Origin of the sequence: Candidatus Methanoperedens sp. (genome assembly GCA_027460535.1) — an archaeon.
Taxonomy (GTDB): domain Archaea; phylum Halobacteriota; class Methanosarcinia; order Methanosarcinales; family Methanoperedenaceae; genus Methanoperedens.
In genome coordinates, this window is the sequence record JAPZAR010000018.1 from 32,428 (window position 1) to 52,122 (window position 19,695).

At 44.3% G+C, this 19,695-nt stretch carries 18 protein-coding genes; 5 read left to right on the forward strand and 13 right to left on the reverse strand.

What is annotated here, in order from left to right:
* The first annotated feature begins 71 nt into the window (after positions 1-71).
* From gatC to O8C65_07880, 5 genes are all read left to right on the forward strand, one after another.
* Positions 72-419: an Asp-tRNA(Asn)/Glu-tRNA(Gln) amidotransferase subunit GatC gene (gatC, locus tag O8C65_07860; GenBank protein MCZ7356832.1), complete on the forward strand. Its 348-nt coding sequence runs from the start codon at positions 72-74 to the stop codon at positions 417-419.
* Positions 420-1,841, forward strand: coding sequence for an Asp-tRNA(Asn)/Glu-tRNA(Gln) amidotransferase subunit GatA (gene gatA / locus O8C65_07865; protein ID MCZ7356833.1), 1,422 nt, complete (start codon positions 420-422; stop codon positions 1,839-1,841).
* Entirely contained in the window at positions 1,841-3,256 is a 1,416-nt protein-coding gene (gene gatB / locus O8C65_07870; GenBank protein MCZ7356834.1) for an Asp-tRNA(Asn)/Glu-tRNA(Gln) amidotransferase subunit GatB, read from the forward strand. The genes gatA and gatB overlap by 1 nt, the downstream gene beginning before the upstream one ends.
* Before the next feature lie 97 nt (positions 3,257-3,353).
* Positions 3,354-4,337, forward strand: a complete 984-nt coding sequence (locus tag O8C65_07875; GenBank protein MCZ7356835.1) for a hemolysin family protein — start codon at positions 3,354-3,356, stop codon at positions 4,335-4,337.
* A gap of 12 nt (positions 4,338-4,349) precedes the next feature.
* The gene (locus O8C65_07880) at positions 4,350-5,042 is read left to right on the forward strand and encodes an SDR family NAD(P)-dependent oxidoreductase (GenBank protein ID MCZ7356836.1); all 693 of its coding nucleotides are present in this window, start codon (positions 4,350-4,352) and stop codon (positions 5,040-5,042) included.
* On the opposite strand, the gene O8C65_07885 is transcribed toward O8C65_07880, so the two are convergent.
* The 13 genes from O8C65_07885 to O8C65_07945 form a co-directional block, all read right to left on the reverse strand.
* Positions 5,039-5,488: a carboxymuconolactone decarboxylase family protein gene (locus O8C65_07885; GenBank protein MCZ7356837.1), complete on the reverse strand. Its 450-nt coding sequence runs from the start codon at positions 5,486-5,488 to the stop codon at positions 5,039-5,041. The two genes, O8C65_07880 and O8C65_07885, sit on opposite strands and share 4 nt — an antisense overlap.
* 667 nt (positions 5,489-6,155) lie before the next feature.
* Positions 6,156-6,407: a hypothetical protein gene (locus tag O8C65_07890; GenBank protein MCZ7356838.1), complete on the reverse strand. Its 252-nt coding sequence runs from the start codon at positions 6,405-6,407 to the stop codon at positions 6,156-6,158.
* 26 nt (positions 6,408-6,433) lie between these two features.
* Complete coding sequence (locus O8C65_07895) at positions 6,434-7,444, reverse strand: hypothetical protein (GenBank protein MCZ7356839.1); 1,011 nt, start codon at positions 7,442-7,444, stop codon at positions 6,434-6,436.
* Between the two features lie 42 nt (positions 7,445-7,486).
* The gene (locus O8C65_07900; GenBank protein MCZ7356840.1) at positions 7,487-7,843 is read right to left on the reverse strand and encodes a hypothetical protein; all 357 of its coding nucleotides are present in this window, start codon (positions 7,841-7,843) and stop codon (positions 7,487-7,489) included.
* Positions 7,844-8,034: 191 nt separating this feature from the next.
* Positions 8,035-8,217 carry a hypothetical protein gene (locus tag O8C65_07905; protein ID MCZ7356841.1) on the reverse strand — a complete coding sequence of 61 codons (183 nt, stop codon included), beginning with the start codon at positions 8,215-8,217 and terminating at the stop codon, positions 8,035-8,037.
* Between the two features lie 87 nt (positions 8,218-8,304).
* Complete coding sequence (locus O8C65_07910; GenBank protein MCZ7356842.1) at positions 8,305-8,496, reverse strand: hypothetical protein; 192 nt, start codon at positions 8,494-8,496, stop codon at positions 8,305-8,307.
* A 42-nt stretch (positions 8,497-8,538) separates the two neighbouring features.
* Entirely contained in the window at positions 8,539-10,677 is a 2,139-nt protein-coding gene (locus O8C65_07915) for a hypothetical protein (GenBank protein MCZ7356843.1), read from the reverse strand.
* 264 nt (positions 10,678-10,941) lie between these two features.
* Entirely contained in the window at positions 10,942-12,933 is a 1,992-nt protein-coding gene (locus O8C65_07920) for a DUF4157 domain-containing protein (protein MCZ7356844.1), read from the reverse strand.
* A 101-nt stretch (positions 12,934-13,034) separates the two neighbouring features.
* Positions 13,035-13,691: a hypothetical protein gene (locus tag O8C65_07925; GenBank protein ID MCZ7356845.1), complete on the reverse strand. Its 657-nt coding sequence runs from the start codon at positions 13,689-13,691 to the stop codon at positions 13,035-13,037.
* A 364-nt stretch (positions 13,692-14,055) separates the two neighbouring features.
* A complete protein-coding gene (locus tag O8C65_07930) occupies positions 14,056-15,948 on the reverse strand; it encodes a DUF4157 domain-containing protein (GenBank protein MCZ7356846.1) in 1,893 nt (630 codons plus the stop codon).
* A gap of 288 nt (positions 15,949-16,236) precedes the next feature.
* Complete coding sequence (locus O8C65_07935) at positions 16,237-17,172, reverse strand: tetratricopeptide repeat protein (protein ID MCZ7356847.1); 936 nt, start codon at positions 17,170-17,172, stop codon at positions 16,237-16,239.
* A 213-nt stretch (positions 17,173-17,385) separates the two neighbouring features.
* Positions 17,386-19,119 carry a M48 family metalloprotease gene (locus tag O8C65_07940; GenBank protein MCZ7356848.1) on the reverse strand — a complete coding sequence of 578 codons (1,734 nt, stop codon included), beginning with the start codon at positions 19,117-19,119 and terminating at the stop codon, positions 17,386-17,388.
* Positions 19,116-19,580: a hypothetical protein gene (locus tag O8C65_07945; protein MCZ7356849.1), complete on the reverse strand. Its 465-nt coding sequence runs from the start codon at positions 19,578-19,580 to the stop codon at positions 19,116-19,118. Before O8C65_07945 ends, O8C65_07940 begins: the two co-directional genes overlap by 4 nt.
* Positions 19,581-19,695 lie beyond the last annotated feature (115 nt).

Sequence of the window (19,695 nt, forward strand, 5' to 3'; positions counted from 1 at the left end):
GTCTCTTTTTCTGCCTAAAATGTCATATCCTGTTATTAATTCTATCCATTGATTTTATTATATTGACTTTTATGAATAAAAATCTGGAAAGCAAAGACTTATTACGTTTAATTCAGATTGCAGGAAGCATTATGATCACCAGAAAAGACCTTGAGCACATTGGGTGGCTTGCGCGCATTGAGCTGGGCGAGGAGGATAAGGAAAAATACACCCCCAAGCTCAATTCTATTCTTGATTATTTCAGCGAGCTTGATAAGGTGGATACCGATGGGATCGAGCCCACGTATCACGTCCTGCCCCTTAGCAACGTGTTCCGGGAGGACGAACCCGCTGTCTCAGGATCCCTCTCGCAGGAAGAGGCGCTATCCAATGCTCCGAAGAGGCAGGACGGGTTTTTCAAGGCGCCGAGGATGATGTGAATGTGGGCGAGTATCAACGAGCTCAGGGAAAGGATCCATGCGGAGTCCTCTGAAGAGATCATTGCCGAATACTTTGAAAGGATCGAAGCCAGCAAGCTGAATGCTTTCATCACAGTTTCAAAAGAAAGCGCAATATCGAGGGCCAGAGAGATAGATTCAGAAGGTCACGAAGGCACCCTTGCAGGCATTCCGATCGCTATCAAAGACAATATTTCCACAAAGGGCATCCCGACCACCTGCGCCTCAAAGATCCTGACCGGGTATGTTCCTCCATACGACGCCCATGTAATTGAAAGACTAAAAGAAGCTGGCGCAGTTATCATCGGTAAGACCAACATGGACGAGTTTGCAATGGGCACTTCCACGGAGACAAGCTACTATGGGGCCACAAGGAATCCCTGGGATTCTGGCAGGGTACCCGGCGGATCATCAGGGGGAAGCGCCGCCTCAGTGGCTGGAGGCGAAGTTCCGCTCTCGTTAGGTTCTGATACAGGCGGTTCAGTGCGCTGTCCCGCTTCTTTCTGCGGAGTAGTGGGTTTGAAACCTACATACGGCGTGATATCACGTTACGGGCTTATTTCGTATGCCAACTCGCTTGAGCAGATAGGGCCGTTCGCCACGAACGTTCGTGATGTGGCAACTCTATTTGATGTCATAGCAGGCTATGACCCGCGCGATTCAACATCGGTTCAAATCGAGGCAAATTATTCGTCGGCGCTTAAAAACGATGTGAAAGGTTTGAAGATAGGTGTCCCGGAGGAATATTTCGGGGAAGGAACGGATGAAAAAGTGGAAAAGTCGGTGAGGAATGCAATCCAAACGCTGGAAGACCTGGGCGCGAGAAGCACCAGCGTAACGATGCCTCACACAAAATATGCTCTTTCGGCTTATTACATCATAGCCATGAGTGAAGCATCCTCTAACCTTGCCAGGTTCGACGGCATGAGATATGGCCTCCGAACGGAGGACTCCGACTGGCATACCACCTTCTCGCAGGTGAGGGCCGCAGGGTTCGGTGACGAAGTAAAGCGGCGCATCCTGCTTGGAACATATGCGCTATCTGCAGGATATCATGATAAATACTATTTGAAAGCCCTGAAAATCCGGACACTCATAAAGCAGGACTTTGAGCGCGCTTTCAGGGACGTGGACGTGTTGATCGCGCCCACGATGCCGTATCCTGCATTCAGGATAGGTGAAAAAATTGATGATCCGCTGTCGCTCTACCTTGCTGATGTGGATACGGTACCGATAAACCTCGCAGGCGTCCCTTCTATTTCCGTGCCATGCGGTTTTTCAGGCGGGCTACCTGTCGGGATGCAGGTGATAGGGAAGCATTTTGACGAAGCAACCGTTCTGCAGACTGCTTACACATTTGAAGAGAATACTGATTTTCATGAAAAAAGACCGGAGGGATTGTAATGTACGATAATCCTGACGGCGTAATGATCGGTCTTGAAGTCCATGTCCAGTTAAACAAACTCAAGACCAAGGTATTCTGCGGATGCACCACTGATTATCACAACGACCCTCCGAACTCGCATGCATGTCCTGTGTGCCTCGGGCTTCCCGGTTCCATGCCCGTGATCAATAAAAAGGCAGTGGAAGCAGCAATAAAAGTAGGGCTTGCCCTGAACTGCAAGGTTGAAGAGCATACGCAGTTTTACAGGAAGAACTACTACTATCCCGATCTTCCGAAAGGCTTCCAGATAACGCAATATGACTTTCCCATTTCAAGCGGCGGTTACATCATTATCGAAGGTGAGGACGGGGAGCACAGAGTCAGGATAACGAGGGCTCACATGGAAGAAGACCCCGGAAGGCTCGTGCACGAGGGCACAATAGACAAATCAAAGTACACGCTTATCGATTATAACCGTTCAGGAATGGCGCTGCTTGAGATAGTGAGCGAGCCCGATTTGAGGAGCCCGAAAGAGGCACGGCGCTATCTCGACAAACTGCGCAATATCCTTGAATACCTTGATGTGTTTGACGGAAACCTGGAGGGCGCTCTCAGAGTGGACGCCAATATCTCCATAATGGGAGGACAGCGCGCCGAGATCAAGAACATTTCCTCGCATAAGGGCGCTGAGCGTGCGCTTCTCTATGAGATCGTGCGACAGAAGAACGTGCTGCGCCGCGGCGGCGTTGTGGTGCTGGAGACGCGCCATTTTGACGAGGCGCGAGAGATCACGCTCTCCATGCGTTCTAAGGAAGAGGCCCACGATTACCGCTATTTTCCTGAACCTGACCTTGTGCCTCTGAAGATATCAGGATGGGCGCCGGCTATAAAGGAGACGCTGCCTGAGCTGCCTGATGCCAGACGCATTCGCTTCGTGGAGCAGTATGGTGTCAAGGATGACCATGCCAAGGCGCTGACATCGGAGCTGAAACTTGCGATTTTCTACGAAGATGTGGCAAAAAAAGCCGATCCAAGAATGGCTGCTGTCTGGATATGCGATGTGCTGAAAGGAGAGTTGAATTACCGCGACCTCACTGTAGATGCTTTCAGGAAAGAGCATATGCTCTCGGTGCTTGAGCTTCTCGCAGGCAAGAGGATAACAGAGGACGGCGCCGTGGATATTATCAGAACGCTTCTTGATAAAGGTGGCTCACCTGAAGAAATCATCAAAGAGAAAGGGCTCGTTATAGTCGAAGGGGATATCGTTGAGACTGCGGCGCTTGAAGCGATAAAGGAGAACCCGCAGGCTGTGGCAGATTTCAAAGCCGGGAAGGAAAAGGCGCTCAACTCGCTTGTGGGTGCGGTGATGAAGAAGACGAAGGGCAGGGCGGATGCGAAGGCGGCGAGGGAGGTATTGCTGGGGAAGTTGGGGTAGAATTTGGTTCAACTTTTAAATTCAATGTAGTTCTTCCTCATCGATTGGCTTTAAGTACCCGCATAGCATTTAGCTGAAACTTGGCGAAGGTGATTCCATGTCTCTGGCAGAACTTTCTTTCAGCATACTCGCAATAATCTTACTCATGGTTGCCTCCATATTCTTCAGCCTGACCGAGACATCGATACTATCCCTTAATAAGATCCGACTGAAAGGATACCTGGAAAAAGGCCGGAAGAACGCCGATGCAATAAAGGAAATGCTGAACGCTCCCGAGAATTTCCTGGCCGCTATCCTGATAGGCAACAATATTGTTAATATAACGATCTCGGTACTGATAACCATAGTTGTGTTGCAGGTTTTCGGTGAGGGTGCGGCAACTCTTGCGACGGTGATCGCTGCATTCCTGATAGTAGCCTTTGCAGAAATAACACCAAAAGCCTATGCTGCAAGGAATCCCGAGATCGCCTATAAGCTTGCAGGCTTGATGAGACTCATAATCAGGATCCTAAAACCATTGATCATCTTTTTTACAAGATTTACTAACTTTCTCCTGAAACTGATTCACGTGCGCTCATCCCCAAAAGAGCCAATCTTCCTTCGCGAAGACCTGCGCCACCTGATCGAAATGGGAGAAGAAGAGGGCGTAATTCACAAGAGAGAGAAACATCTTCTCAAATCGGCTCTGGATTTTTCCCAGATAAAAGCAAGCGATGTAGTGATACCTATGGAAAAAGTTACGAGCATAGATATTAATTCAACACTTGAATACGCTGTAAATGTAGTTAATTCAGAGGGATTCGCAAGGATGCCGCTTCTTGCCGATGGCAAAATACTGGGATATGTGCACATCAAAGATATCCTTAATAACCTCCAGGATAGGAAGAAGTCGATAAAGGATTTGGCTCGCCCGGCTCTCTTCGTTTCACCAAATACTTCCCTTCTCGAACTGGTAGAACTGATCAAGGACAGGCAGTCCAGTATGTGTTTCGTGATTGACGGGCAGGGAAATCCACTCGGACTTATAACGCTTGGCTTATTACTTGAGAAAATAATAGGTGAGATCAAGCACGTGGAATAAGGGATTATTTAGATGAAACTTCTGAACAAGGTCGCAGTTGTGACTGGCGGCGGGCGGGGCATTGGTAGGGAGATAGCGCTGGCGCTTGCACGCGAGGGGGCTGATATTGCAGTCGCCGCGCGTACGGATAGAGAGATAGGCGTCGTGGCAGCTGAGATAGAAAAGCTGGGAAGGCGCAGCCTTGCGGTACCCATGGATGTGAGGTCAATCCAGGCTGTAAAGAACCTCGTCAGGAGAACAAAAGCCGTTTTGGGAGGCATTGACATTCTTGTGAACGACGCAGGCATCGCCTTCAGAAAAACCCTAGCTGAGACTTCGAATGGAGAGTGGGATATGATCATGGATACGAACCTGAAAGGGACTTTCCTGTGCTGCCGCGAGGTCCTTCCGGTTTTGACCAAAGGCGGTGTTATAGTCAACATCTCCTCCGGGGCTGGAAAAAGCGGTATCCCCGAGCTTTCGGCTTACTGCGCCTCCAAATTCGGCGTGATCGGCCTCACAGAATCACTGGCATATGAGGTTGCCAAAAAAGGCATCCGGGTTTATGCTGTGTGCCCGGGTGGAGTGGATACCGGTATGCACCGCTCCCTTTACCCGGAGGATGTATCCTCGCTCCTGCGACCCGAGCATGTGGCAGCGCAAGTTCTTGAGTTGTGCCTCCCCGAATGCAGGATCGTGAGCGGCTCTTCAGTGGAGATAGCTTAATCTTCCTTTTCTTTGGGTATCCCGCAAACTTTGCACTCCGTTTTGTCTGAAAGTTTGATTTTTTCAGAATCCATCGCCCGTGTGCCCTCGGCAAGCACTGCTGCGTTGGAAAGCGAGCCCGCGATCAGGATAGCATCAAATATTTCTTCCTTTGTCACCCCAAGGCGCTGGGCCACCCGGATATGCATTTTCAGGCAGTGGTCGCAGCGAAGCGCCGCAGACACCCCTATCGAGATCAATTCTATGGTTTTCTGATCAAGGCGCTTAAATTCCCGTATTATCGCATTTTCATAAAGAACCTTGGTGACAAGCAGCTCTGGCGATTGTTTCATGAAGTTCAGAATGTATGGTACTTCACCGTATGCTTTCTCGACCTCTTTCAATAATTCCTCGGCCGCTTCATCCGGCTCTTTTTTTAAGATCTTTTCAATCTTGTGTAGTTCCATGTATTAAAACGATTTTAATCCTATACTAAATAAAGATTTGCTTATAATTTTTTGTTGCTTCTTATTTGAATTTTTTGCATTTTTGTAGATGTAAAATCCTTTTGGTGTTATGATGTACAGAACCACTGATGAACGGATATAAACGCGGATACGCTATCACAAATCTGTGTTCATCAAGGCCGAAACCCTGCGGGTTCTCAGACCGAAACCTAACGGTTCTCGACTCCCAAACAACACGTATGCCCTGGGGGGATATCGCATAGCGATATCCACGTATGGCGGAGCCATACGTCAAGGGTTGCGCCCCTTGAGGACGCGTCCACGTATGCCAGTACGCTGGCATACGTGTGCACGGCGTCAACTGACGTGACGGTTGTGCGACGTCAACTGGCGCAACGGTTGACGTGGATGCGCCGCTCCGAAACCCTGCGGGTTCTCGACTCCGCACACGCATATGGCAACGCCATATGCGGATACGCCCTCCCGAGGCGCGACTCGGGAGGCTCGTGACTCTGGGCGCCATTATCTGCGGTTTCCTGACAAGGATTTCATGATAGCCTGCAACACCAAACTTTTTTACAGTCCCGCATTTTTAAGAAACTGTGTTTTGAATTTAACAGTTGTTAAATGAAGAAAATATCCCATTTTTCTGATATAATTTCATCGATCACAATGCCCGGATATCACCGCTTTCAACCACATCCGTTGGTACTCCATCAAGTTCCCCGGGCACGATGTCCTCCTCTCTTAGCTCTCTCTTTGGTTTTTTTTTCATCACATAACATATGATGGCGGGCTTATTTGACTTCCTGCCGCCAATGACCTTGTATCCGGTAGCGCAACCCACCACTCCTTTCTTTTTTAAAAGAGCGGATTCATACTTGTTCTTTATCCTCTTTGCTTCTTCGATTGTAGCCATTGTTTCATCTCGATGTCGCCATCATGCTAACCAGTGACAAGATCTGCATTGAGAAGGTCAAGATATTTCTGTATGTGGTTAGCTATCGTTATTGTGTCGCTTCCTGCGAAAAGCTTACCTACAGCATAGCCCTCCATATCGAGGATAAGGCTTCCGCTGTCACCACCTGCTGAGAACCCAGGCTGGCCCACAATTATCTGATCTTTGAAAATACCTGTCCGCCCCCCGTCGTAATCGACGCTTACGGTGGCATCCACTGCTGTTATAGGACCGTCCCTTGTAAGACCCGTGGTCCTTCCGGATTTCTGGACGTGCATATCGAGCTGTGCCGTTCTTGTTCCATTTGGAATACCAATCTCCAATATCTCCGCTTTGGCATCTCTTTCATTGTTCAACTCGATGATGGCGCCATCCACATAGTTATCCTCTGGTACCTGCACTACCGACATGAGCCTTGTCCTGCGGCTTGCTGCGCTGGCGGGGACATTGTAGAGTCCGCTCCAGAGCTTTCCGACCGGGCATTCGCTTGGAACGCCGCTGAGGTTCAAATGCACAAAGCGCAGGAGCCTGCCTATCTCATCATTTGGCCGCCTGCCGCCATCAATAGGTCCGGGCTGAAGATAGGGGTCGCCGATATTTACTTCATTGGAGTTGGCTCCCACATGGTTATTCGTGCCTATGCACAGCTTACCCGAGGCCCTGTCCCTGACCAGCTCCCCGTTTGTGCCTGCGGTTATCAGGTAATGTCCGCCGGATGTGCCCATGGGGCAGGGGCGAAGGCGCGACTTCCTGTCGACCTGCAGGGCCCTTATCTTCCCGACCTCTATGACGTCTGTAACCGCATCATCGATCTTTTTAGGAATGAGGTCACCTGATTTCAGCGCTGATACTTCGACTTTCTTTTCCACCATGCAGATTATACTCAGTTCCCTGGTCTTTTCTTCTCCTCTTATCTTATAGCCCGTCATCACGCCGACGACATTTGCCTTCTGTAAGAGCATTTTTTCAGATTTTATTCTTATTTCTTCCAATTTCATTTTTATTCCCCTTCATATACTCAATAACACTTTACATCTTACCTATTCAGGTATCTTGAAGAACAATGGCGGAATCAGCGTCCACAGGATAAGCACTATGGAGCCCATCCAGCTCTGGTACCAGCCCATTGTAACAAAGGGCCCTCCTATTGCGAATACCCAGACCACGAATGAGATCGATGAAATTGCGTATTGCAACGGGTTCGTGACTCCCTGGAATTTTCGCAGATACGGGGTTACCAGGATTAAAAGTACAGCTGATATCCCCCATAACCACATGGTATTTCCTGCCGGGATCAAACCTGCTATTGTAACATACGCAGCGATTATCTCGCTGGGTATTAATTTCAGTAGTATCTTTGCATAGTCATCTGTTTCTACATTTATTGCTCTTGGCATTTTTTATTACCTCTTAATATAGTTTATTATGTAAATTACTTTAAAAATGTGGTCAAAAAACCAGTGATATTTGTTTTCCGTAAATGCATTTTTCTTATTTCTTTCAGATATTTTCTATACCATTATTTTCCTCCTGTTGAGAATTCAAATTTATAAATCATTAAATATCGTGGATGAGACATTGAGCGAGCTTATTGCGCTCCTGACTTCATGAGCCTCTGCACAGCCTGGTTGCCTATAGTTCTTTGAAGAAAGAGAATTTGTTCAACAGGTGAACTGAGTGGCTGGCAGAAATTACCTTTCTGCACCTGTGATACCTGATTCTCTTTTTTTGTCTCGGGTGCTTTGACCGCTGTCTTGAAAGCTTCGCCCATTTGTTATTTCCCTAAAAATTAAATGTTCATATATAGATTTATTAGCTCTTAACACTTCAAACTGCTAAGAAAATTGTAAAGACTATTCTATGGACTTCCAGCCTCTACTCCGTTTGATTTTAACTTTGAAATCGCATAAATTTTTTTGTTATCCTGAGACATCTTTTCAATCTTTTTCTGGTTAATGACCTTTGCCTCATAATCATTCCAAGCAAACCATTTTTGATTATTCTCGCAGTAAAACAAATTTAGGCTGGGTATAGGGTTAATTCTTACCAAAATTTTTGCAAAATAGGAAGCAGCTCTAATTCGTTTAAGCTTTTACAAACCATCAAGGAATTCTAGTGCTATTCGCCTTCTTTCGACAAAATCAGGCAGATATGAACCTGGTATTAATCCTGTTATTTCATAGCGGTAACGAATAAAATCTTTATTCTGTCGCAAGAAATTTCTTATCTCATCAATCCATTCTTCATGACCAGCTTCTCGATAAACTTGCGCATGGGCATCAAAAACGTCATTAATATCAAAGAATGTTTTTCTCGGAAGATGACTTGGTACTTCGGCAGAGAAGTAGGCATGATCGCCTGCCTCCAGAGCAACACTACGGCCTTTTGCCGTTGGGATTCCAAAATATTCCATTAACCTATCTTCAAGCAGATGGTGGGCTTCAATTGTACTTTCATCTATTCCACGCCGTCCTGTAAGTCCTGTTTCTCTTACATAATTGAGGACCTCATCGTAATTTCCAAATATATCTCCTTTAGGCCTTATCTCCACTGTTGGGTATCTAGCGTCAGGCCATATTGCTTTTGAAGGGCCCATTGGCTTATAACCAGCCTTTATTAGTTGTTCATACATCGGCGAGAATGTCTCTCGAGCCGTTACCGCTACAGGTTCTACCTCTCGTACTCCAGCAGAGGCGAATTCATCCATGCGCCTTATTATGAGTTCTGCCTTGTTTAGCTCCTCTGCTGGAATTTCACCCCCCTGGCGTATTAAGAGAGTCCAACTTGAGATCCGACTTCTTTCTGCTTGAGTTAGATTTGAAGCAGCTTTAACAATATCTGCAATTTCGTCGGGGTGACGTCCAATTGATTTAGCTATACGTGTTGCTCCACGCAGGGCACCACCCCCTGCTAATGGAAGTAAAGCGCCAATTCCCATTAAAACTAAATCTGTTCCAGTTAAGGGTCGTCCCCATTTATCATAACCTTCAAAAATTCCATAAAAAAATTCTGCAATATCTGTGAGGTCACCTACTACAGGTATTAATCCTATGGCAGTGTCGGTGATTGCTTTTGCAAAAATTTGTTCATTTGGTTCATAGTAAGTCGCTTCAAAAGTTGTCAGTTGACGCCCAACAGGCTTAATCGATGTCCCTTGAACAGGCACTTGAGTAACACTAGGAACCTCATATACTTCTAAAATGGGATCCGCTAATTCAATGTTTCCCAATACAACTTCTTGCTTGGGGGTTTGAGCTTCTGTTGCTCTATTTACGAAAAATTTTGTGGAAGGTGTTTTTACTACTTTTATTATAGATACATTTTTAGGATAACTAAGAGCCAAAGGGTTAGCTGGAATCAATTCATAGGCGAAGCGAGCCGTGCCCAAAAAACTTGGTGCTGTGATTTCAAATACATCCCCTGAAGCCGTGTGTATTATATCAATCCCATCAGGGCGTTTCTTGACAACAAGAGGAGGAGGACCTGCTACTCCGTAAACAGGTTGCATTCCTACATAATGTGATGGAATTACTGGATCTCCCTGAAGTGGAACAAGTGCAGGGTCTTGGACGCGATAAATTTCAAGTGATGGATACTTGGGACCTAAAATACATAACTCTGGATAACCTTCTGTCCGAATTGAAACCCCTGGTGCAACTACTAACCGAATGATTGGATAATCCCTTTTTTCAAACGAAGTTAAGAATTGATAAGCAAATGGTGCTTTTGCGATTCTCACTTCAGGACTTACTTCTAAAATCACGCGTATTTCAGAAGTAAAATATCTATAAATTAATGTACCGCCCGATGGAGATACCCTGGCATCAAAAGAGTATTCTGTTGGTATTGTATATATAGCGGTCTCGGTTCCTTCTTCTTTTATCGGTTGCCGCTTCAGTTCATCATTTTCACATTTCGGGCATGCCCTCTGAATGCTGGGTGTACCGCTGGATACTGCCTGCGGCTGCGGCATCCTCATCACCGCATCCGCTACCCTGTCAGCTTCCCGCTCATAAACATCGCCGGGCGCGCCTATCCTGAGCTTTGCCTGTAGCGCTCCTGACTTCATGAGCCTCTGCACAGCCTGGTTGCCGATGGTTCTTTGAAGAAAGAGAATTTGTTCAACAGGTGAACTGAGTGGCTTGTATAAATTACCTTTCCGCACCTGCGAAACCTGATTCTCTATTTTTTTCTCAGGCGCTTTTACCGTTGTCCTGATTGCCTCACTCATTTGTTATCTCCTTGAAATTAATCGCATAAATCTTCCTTTTATCTTGATTGATAATTTCCTGGTTAATCACCTTTGCCTCATAGTCATTCCAGACATGCCATTTTTGATTATTCTCGCAGGTAAAACCCCTGCACGGCACAGGGTGGTGGTCGCAATGCGCAGCGGTAGGTCTTCCTGTCTATATGAACGCAGTAGCCATCAGTATCGTGTGCGATAAGATATGGTCTTCCGAACTCCCATCCTGCCTGACTGACTCAAAACAAGTCAATAATGTTGTTTGGGTATGAAATCTCCTGTTGCAGCTTTGGCGGCTTCATTTCGACCAATCACGTCTTTCTTGTAAATTTTAGCATCCGTCCCCGATCCATTATATGCTTCTATGGCAGCGTCCCAATCCTTAACTCCGTTTCTTTTTTCAAACAACCACCGAACTGCCGTGCGAATCCAGTAGTCATAATCGAGATTTCGGGCTTTGGTCGTTTCAGTAAAGAATTCCTCAACTGCTGATTCCCATCGCGTGTCCGTGGTGAAGAAAACGTTCCAGCGATCGCCGTTTTTAGATCGAGAATTGATCGTATCCAATTCCGACTTTTCCGCGGGCGTTATTGATTTGCCTTTTGCTACAAGTTTTTTTCTGCGTGCTTGAGCATCAAACATATCTTTAGTTACCTGATCGAGATTGTGTTTGATCGCGATAGCTGGACTTATTTCCTTGATCATCAAAATTTGCTGATCTCCAGAGCTATCAATAGCCTGACCTATATTGAAACGGGTCATCCGTTGCCCTTTCGTATATGGTGGAAGTTTGAGGAAATCTCCCAGTGTCCCCATGTGGGACTCCTGATACAACATTGATTTCACCAGGCTGGCATCCAATGCAAGCCATTTCTTTGGCGAACCGATGTTCTTATTGTAAAACGCTACCCATTTTACAATACTTGCATCGAAAGCATTGAACATGGTTTCTTCTATCAAAGCTTTGTTCAGTAATGTGCTTTGTGGGATGATGGGAATTTTTATTCCATCTGCTTCTATTTTCAAATATTCGGGAAGTGTAGCAGAGGTGTATCCTTCTCCCGTCAACTTGTATTTCAAATCTTTAAGTTCGGTTTGCTTCACATTCATCTGGCGCTGCCATTCGGCTTTTCCATTGTCGGTCGTATACTTTTTTTCCTCTGCCTTCCAATCAGACACTACTTTTTCCTGATCGCTGATTTTCTTTTCGAGTACGGCATATTTTTTTTCTATGCTCGCAACACCTGCATGGTATTGAGATAAGCCCGATTTGGTGTCGCCTGCTGGAACCAGAATATTTTTCTCGATAGTGACGGAGGTAACTTTACTGCCTGATGTGAAATTGGCAGTGACTGAGGTTTTGGTGTTCGACCATGCAGTAATGACCACACTGCTTCCTTTGGGAAGAGTAAGGTCAGAAACCTTCAACTCTTTGTTGAGTATAAACATTTTCCCGATCATCTCTTCCACGGCATCTTCGGGTAGGAATCGCTGAACAATTCCAAGGCTCGATAGTCCTTGTTGCACAACATGCGTAAGCTCATGTGCCAGCAACTGCCGCCCATCAAGCGTTCCGGGCGCATACTGCCCGGCTCCAAAGGCCACATCCTTGCCTACTGTAAATGCGAGTGCATTCAAATCCCTCGCAGACTTTGCAGCCCTTTCGTCTGTATGCAACCTCACCTTAGTGAAGTCATGACCGAATCGTGGCTCGAAAAAGGCGCGGTCGTTTTCTGATAAAGACTGCCCTCCACCCTTGAGGGACTGGATTTTTGATTCAATATCAGGATTTATTTCAGAGATACCACCAGAAGTTGTCTTCCCCTGAAGCTCTTCCTCCTCTTCTTCGACTGGTTTCCTTTGCAGCTTCTCCTCTTCGTCTTCTTCTTTTATCGGTTGCCGCTTCAGTTCATCAATTTCACATTTCGGGCACATCCTCTGGATGGAAGGTGTACCACCGGATAACGCCTGCGTCTGCGGCATCCGCATCACTGCATCCGCTACTCTGTCAGCCTCCTGCTCGTAAACATCGCCTGGCGCGCCTATCCTGAGCTTGGCCTGCAGCGCTCCCGACTTCATGAGTTTCTGAACAGCCTGGTTGCCTATAGTTCTTTGAAGAAAGAGAATTTGTTCAACTGGTGAACTGAGTGGCTGGTAGAAATTACCTTTCTGCACCTGTGAAATCTGATTCTCTTTTTTTGTCTCTGGTGCTTTGACCGCTGTCTTGACTGCTTCGCCCATTGTTATTTTCCTAAATTAAATATTCTCATATGTATATAATAACTTTTAACATCTCAAACTGCCAAGAAAATTGCATGACTATTCTATGTACTTCCAACCTCTCATCCATTTGATTTTGACTTTGAAATCGCATAAATTTTACTGTTATCCTGAGATATCTTTTCCATCATTTCCTGGTTAATGACCATTGCCTCATAATCATTCCAAACATGCCATTTTTGATTATTCTCGCAGGTAAAACCCCTGCACGGCACAGGGCGGTGGTCGCGCACTGTGCAGTGGTATGTATTCCTGTCCATATGAACGCAGTAGCCATCAGAATCATGTGCGATAAGATACGGTCTTCCGAACTCCCAGCGGATGATGCCCTCATCCACATCCTGTTTAGACAGGGCAAAAGGAAATTTGCAGCACATAGCCTTGCATGTATGCAGCCTGCTCTCGCAGTCCACTTGGGTTTCATGTTCGAACGTGTATTTGTCTTCCTCCGGATCCTGATACATAAGTCCCATGCCACTCTCTACGAACTTCTTTACCAGCCGCTCTGCGACCTGATTTTTCCGCTTGTCCAGTTCCTCGATCGAGATCAATCCCTTTTCGCTGAGCAGTTCGATGACTGCATAGAGGAATGAGGTTGATTCTAAGGTTTTTTTGGTATTGGAATTGATGCGGGTGTGGGTGTAGAGCAGACCTTCGGCTAATTCCTTGTGTTCTTCACGCAATAGCTCTTTATTTCTAATTTGAGTTTCTGTTTGCATAAATATCTTTTTTCCAATTAAATTGCTTAATGAACTTTTTAAGAAAGGAATTTAATGTGGCAAATTACGAAAGGATTAATCAACGCATTGCATTATAGGCATTAAAGCGGAAACTTCTACAAAACAAAATGCGGCCGATCTCTTGCATGCACGGATGAGTAAGTTCAACATCCATCCTGCTCATACTCACTTACCGCATTCTCTTCACGATACCGGAAATATAGTTGATCGATGGAGCTACAAGTCCCCGGCCTTTTGCGGGCATACGGACTTCAAAAGGGGTCGACCTGGCCCAAGAATGAAAACATCAAAGCCCCCAGAATAACTATTCCTGGAATGTGCGATAAATTAGCCATTTGGCTTTTTAATAATGCCCCAGCTCAGCCTTGGGTAAATCGAGCTCATTAATGAAAGGCACATTTCCAGACCGCCTATGTTGCAAGACCCAAAAAGCAATGAGTGCCGGTGAATACAAATCGGTTGTGTCAACTCCGAAATCATCACAAATAAGATACTGGAGTTCTATGTCATAGATGCGCAAGCTGAGATTGATACTAAAACGCGTAATACGGATACTTAAGCCCTGGGTTCCACCGATGATAGCTTTCAACGCCGTGCTGTCTGAGAAACCAAAGCTAACAGCAGGAACTCCCGCCGTGGGTAGAGTGATAGCGTTGCAATCGATCACTCCCGCAGCATCCATGCTAGTCAGCTGACGTTCGATTTCCCGGATCACGCTAGCGTGCAAGCGCGAGAAAGTCCCTGAAACAAGCGCATCCGCGCCCAGTGTACTGGAACTGTCATGAGTAAGCTTGGTTCCCGTGCCACCAGAGAAATGGGTCACCATCCTCAACCCCTCCGCACCAGCTAGTCCGCCCAGTTCCAGGCGCATGCGGTTACGTAACTGGAAATCGAGAGTAAGGTGGTCAGCCTCCCATACAGCTGCCTGTTGTGCAACATTAGTACCTTTTAGTGGAGGAAAATCATTAGATCTAAAATCTGCATCCGCACCACAAGCTCCACGGTTAAAGATCTCTCTGGGCATAGCAGTACAGGGAATAACCCTAGTCTGTATCGGCCTTGGCGGAATCAGATTAGGAGAGCCTCCTCGCATCTGTATGGAGACACGTCGGTTTGGAGAATATGATGCTGCAAATTCAGAGGTTTCGCCATGGGCAAACATTTCTATATCGGAGGCAGGTATACCAAGTCCTCCGCTCGCCGGGCTCATAAGTGCGTTTTTGACAGCCATGGCGCGGTTGCACGAGAGAGTCCAGTTGAGGGAATCGGTACCTTCGGGGCTGGCGTAACCATCAAGACGTAAATTCTCGTTAGCGCCAGAAGCGTGCCAATTGTTAACAAAGTTGTCGATGGCAGTCTCGTCACTGGAGCTCAGGTTAGCACTGTTTACTCGGAATATGATGTCTAGATTAGAGACACCAGGAGAGTCATGCGCGATTGGGCAGGCAAGACCACTGGGTAATTGGCTTGGATCACCTATGCGCTGAATTTGCGGTTGCACCAAGCCACCACTTTGTTGCACCGCATGCGTCAACTCATGCGCAATTAACCGCTGTCCCTCGATCGTTCTAGGTGTATACTCCCCCGCTCCGAAAACCATATCGCTGCCGATAGTGAACGCCCGCGCATTCACCGCTCGAGCCATTTCAGCCGCCCGTGTATCTATGTGCAAACGCACCTGGCCGAAATCCTGGCCAAAACGCGGCTCGAAAAAGGCGCGTTCGTTTTCTGATAAAGGCATGCCTCCTCCTTTGAGAGACTGGATATTTGATTCGATATCAGGATTTAATTCAGAGATACTACCTGATGTTGCTTTCGCCTGAAGCCCTTCCTCCTCTTCTTCTACTGGTTTCCTTTGCAGCTTTTCTTCTTCGTCTTCTTCTTTTATCGGTTGCCGCTTCAGTTCATCATTTTCACATTTCGGGCAAGCTCTCTCGATGTTGGGTATACCACTGGATGATGCCTGCGGCTCAGACATCCTCATCACTGCATCCGCCACCCTGTCAGCCTCCTGTTCGTAAACATCGCCGGGCGCGCCTATCCTAAGCTTAGCCTGCAGTACACCGGATTTCATGAGCTTCTGGACAGCCTGGTTGCCAATCGTTCTTTGAAGAAATAGAACTCTATCAACCGGTGAAATTCTGGTTTTTGAACAACATGGCTTTCTGGTCTTTGATACAAAATTCTGACTATTTGCCTCATGCTTTTTAACTTCTATTCTAGATATATTGCCCATGGTGCCTCCCTGATGATCTATCTTTATACTCCTTTATATTTTTAAGAAATATATTTAAGCCTCATTCGTAACCTCTATCCCTCACCTGTTCAAAATTCCTGTATCTTCATTCGCGATGTCCATGACTTTCAACCTCCAGTCCCTACAGGGTGATTTCGTTTTAATTTTTCTACAGCTTTAATCTGCTTTTCGATAAGTTTTACTATTTTTACTCCTCCTTAATTGATCTTATATTCTACTCAGGCACAAGGCTATGATTTGGAAGTGATGGCATCTGTTGTCCAGATTCTATTTTCTTCTCATTAAAAAATATACTATCAAGATTACAATAACAAATCCAAGAATAAATACAAGAGTAAATTCAAACATTGGGGACTTTTTCAATGTTGGATCCAATTTATATGCTATGTTAAGTGCTTCTTCTCCTTCTTCTGTTCTACCTAAGTTATTAAGAACAATCCCTTTTCTATACCATGCATTTGCATACTCCGGTTCTATCGCCAGCGCCTTATTATAACTTTCCAGCTCTTCTTCATATCGTCCTAAATTACCCAGGGCAAATCCTTTGTTATACCATGCAGAAGCTGATTGCGGGTCGATTTCCAGCGCCCTATCAAAACTTCTTATGGCATCTTCATGTCTTCCTGAACTATCTAGGGCAATTCCTTTATTTTTCCATGCATTGGCATTCTTTGGATCTATCTTCAACGTCTTATCAAAATATTCTATTGATTCATTATATTTATTAAGACTTGAAAGAGATAATCCTTTTAAAAATAATGCATCAGTGTCATCTGGATTTATTTCCAGTGCTCTATCATAACTGCTTATGGCATCTTCGTGTTTTCCCCATTTAGCAAACGTTATTCCTTTCATAAGCCATGCAGAATTATCCTCTTGATTTATCTTCAATGCTTCTTCATAACTTTTTATTGCTTCTTCATATCTCCCCAAATTACCAAGGGCGATTCCTCTCTTATCCCATGCAACAGTTAATTTCGGGTTTAATTCCAATGCTTTATCATAGCTTTCCAACTCCTCTTTATGTCTTCCTAATTCACCAAGGGTAGTGCCCATGTTATACCATGCATTCGCGAACTGTGGATCAAGCTGAATAGCATTGCTAAAAGCTTCAAGCGCCCCCTCATAATTTCCGGCCTTTTCTAAAGTAATACCCTCTCGGTTCCAGTCAGATGCAGTTTTTGCACCAACTGCTGATATCATCAGCGACAATACGATAGACAATAAAATAATTCTTAAAATTTTGTTCATATTACTCCATAGCTTATCGAGATTTCTCTAATATTATCTGCTCTCTTTATTTTCTATAAGTTTTTGATTTTTTGTATCGCTAACTGTAATGCATTCACTAACCATTGTATCCTGCTCCAGCGCAGGAGTAAAATGGGTAGATTACCGTGTAGGTCACTGAATTTTTCATGAAAATGAATAGATTGCCCACGGATACAAATTTTGCTGGCAATTGGGACAATTTCGTCGAAAGACTGAAAAGTCTATTTTATCGTTACAACTGGGACATGACAATTTTTTATCTTTGATTTTAATAAAAATATAAGTTACACATGAAAAAACAAAGAAAAAAACCATCGTAAGTGGTTTATTATTAAGAGTTTCAATTGCATAGAATCTGATTAAGATATACAAGAATGATGATAGAATCGAAACAAATATGAAATTTTTTACTGCTTCTTTTTTATTAAAACTTCTCCGTATCAGAATTGATGAAAAAATCAGAATGTATAGCAATACAATTGAAAAATAGAGAGCATGCCAGAACCATGCTTTCGCTATATCTAGGAGATTGCTCATTATAGTATTAATTTCATAAAGGGAAATAATTGCGGGAAAATAAATTAATTCATTGGTCAACCATCCTAAACTGAATGCCATTGAAAATTTTATTAGATTTGAAATAGTAGTGGACGAAAAATAGTTCTTCTTTTCAATAAAAGTATCTCTTAATATCGATTTATGAAAACTAAGGCTTACAGGCAGCATCAGAACAGGAACGATGAAAACAGAGATAATAGCTCTAAGACCAATATATATCTCTCCACTTGATTGATAGTTCTCATTTGCCATTGCAGCCCATTCAGAAGAAGACAATGAAAAAATCTGATTGAAAAAAGGCAACGATAACTCAATTAAACCGTAGAAAAAACCAATACTAAATGCAATCCATAGACTTGGATCAAACAGGCTCAGATTATTTTTAAGGATCTGAATTCTTTCGTTTATATTCGGGTGAAATTTTTTTAGTAATTCAAATTTCGAGTACTGCTCTCCGCCACTTTCTTCCAGAGTTTTTACAATATTTTCAGGAGATCTTTCCCATTCAACAACTCTTGCATCTGCATAAAACTCTCTAATACGGATTATCTGGTTTCGCAATACATAGATAACTCCTAAAAAAATTATAAAATAAATAATGATCCCTCCATATAATGCCACTCTTTTTCCAATATCCATTTTAGAGATTATATAATCCATATCATATCCTGCGAGATTCCCCAAGTAAAATATGCTTAACGCAAGATATATTTCATATAATAGAAAAATTCCAAGCGGTACTGACAGGGTCAGGAAAAGCGACCGCCATGTAGAATTCGCCAGATAAGTTTTTTCAACATCTCTGTTAACTATATGACCCATTTCATGAAGGAAAATCGTTTTGAAACCATTGAGATTTTCCCGAAACATTTTGATCAGCCCGCCAGGAATACCAATGTACATATGATTTTTCGTACCAAAAGTAAAAGCGGACTTTGATGCATCCAGTGGTTGAACCATCAGCACAGGTTTTTTCTCTCTCGAAAAGTATTCACTATGTAGCTTTTCAATGTATTCATGGTGTTCTGGATACTTTTTTGGGTCAAACTCCTTCAATTTTGATTCTTTTTCAATTTTTCCTGTAGATTTTTTATAATCCCTGTAAATCAAAATGGGGATAAATAAGAAAATCGGAATCACAATCAATAATCGGAGAATAAGCGTTATCTCAGCGCCGGCCATCACATAAAAAATAACAATCGCAAATATCAGAGCCCATAAAGATGGAACGATAATGCCAATTAAGACCATTAAGTAAAATCGAATATCGGTCTCCGAGATATACACGAAAGGATTTAAACGGATATCATTTTCGTTCATTGTATCCCCATGAGCGTCAATTTTCCAATTATAGAATCAGCATAAAAACCTGCTTTCTGCTCATCTATCCCCATGGATAAAGCATCCTTGAATACATAATCTCTTAAATCCTTGATTTTCGCATTTGATGTATGAACCTCTTTTCCCCCTATTTTTTCTTTGATCTTATCCTCTAAAGCCTTTGCACCCTCCTTTTTTAGGGATTCGACTCCGGCCTTACCGATATGTGCTATAACACCCCAGATAAGCGGAAGAATCGTAGTTGTAATGAATACTTCTCCAACTCCACCTCCAAAACCCAGCATTTTTTCTTTTTTCTTAGGATCTTTCTCCAGAAAAGCATCAGGATTTTTAAGATATTCTTCTTTTATATCGTCGAATAAATCCAGTTCATCAGGTGCCACTTCTTTTATAATTTCATACGAAAGGCGAGACGCCAATTCTTCACTATTTTTATCCATTTTTTCACCACCTTAAATCACATAATCAGATTTGGTTTTTAATGTACAGACCTCTTACTTGAAAGTCCAGAGGTATCAGTGTTAGTTCTGTCAATTTTTTGGGATTTCTATAGTC

What these genes read in the sequence shown, in the direction of transcription:
- O8C65_07905 (MCZ7356841.1), bottom strand. Translation starts at nt 8,217, where the DNA reads ATGGGCGAAGCTTTCAAGACAGCGGTCAAAGCACCCGAGACAAAAAAA.
- gatC (MCZ7356832.1), top strand. Translation starts at nt 72, where the DNA reads ATGAATAAAAATCTGGAAAGCAAAGACTTATTACGTTTAATTCAGATT.
- O8C65_07915 (MCZ7356843.1), bottom strand. Translation starts at nt 10,677, where the DNA reads ATGAGTGAGGCAATCAGGACAACGGTAAAAGCGCCTGAGAAAAAAATA.
- O8C65_07900 (MCZ7356840.1), bottom strand. Translation starts at nt 7,843, where the DNA reads ATGCCAAGAGCAATAAATGTAGAAACAGATGACTATGCAAAGATACTA.
- O8C65_07920 (MCZ7356844.1), bottom strand. Translation starts at nt 12,933, where the DNA reads ATGGGCGAAGCAGTCAAGACAGCGGTCAAAGCACCAGAGACAAAAAAA.
- gatA (MCZ7356833.1), top strand. Translation starts at nt 420, where the DNA reads ATGTGGGCGAGTATCAACGAGCTCAGGGAAAGGATCCATGCGGAGTCC.
- O8C65_07880 (MCZ7356836.1), top strand. Translation starts at nt 4,350, where the DNA reads ATGAAACTTCTGAACAAGGTCGCAGTTGTGACTGGCGGCGGGCGGGGC.
- gatB (MCZ7356834.1), top strand. Translation starts at nt 1,841, where the DNA reads ATGTACGATAATCCTGACGGCGTAATGATCGGTCTTGAAGTCCATGTC.
- O8C65_07940 (MCZ7356848.1), bottom strand. Translation starts at nt 19,119, where the DNA reads ATGAACGAAAATGATATCCGTTTAAATCCTTTCGTGTATATCTCGGAG.
- O8C65_07890 (MCZ7356838.1), bottom strand. Translation starts at nt 6,407, where the DNA reads ATGGCTACAATCGAAGAAGCAAAGAGGATAAAGAACAAGTATGAATCC.
- O8C65_07930 (MCZ7356846.1), bottom strand. Translation starts at nt 15,948, where the DNA reads ATGGGCAATATATCTAGAATAGAAGTTAAAAAGCATGAGGCAAATAGT.
- O8C65_07925 (MCZ7356845.1), bottom strand. Translation starts at nt 13,691, where the DNA reads ATGCAAACAGAAACTCAAATTAGAAATAAAGAGCTATTGCGTGAAGAA.
- O8C65_07875 (MCZ7356835.1), top strand. Translation starts at nt 3,354, where the DNA reads ATGTCTCTGGCAGAACTTTCTTTCAGCATACTCGCAATAATCTTACTC.
- O8C65_07885 (MCZ7356837.1), bottom strand. Translation starts at nt 5,488, where the DNA reads ATGGAACTACACAAGATTGAAAAGATCTTAAAAAAAGAGCCGGATGAA.
- O8C65_07935 (MCZ7356847.1), bottom strand. Translation starts at nt 17,172, where the DNA reads ATGATATCAGCAGTTGGTGCAAAAACTGCATCTGACTGGAACCGAGAG.
- O8C65_07895 (MCZ7356839.1), bottom strand. Translation starts at nt 7,444, where the DNA reads ATGAAATTGGAAGAAATAAGAATAAAATCTGAAAAAATGCTCTTACAG.
- O8C65_07945 (MCZ7356849.1), bottom strand. Translation starts at nt 19,580, where the DNA reads ATGGATAAAAATAGTGAAGAATTGGCGTCTCGCCTTTCGTATGAAATT.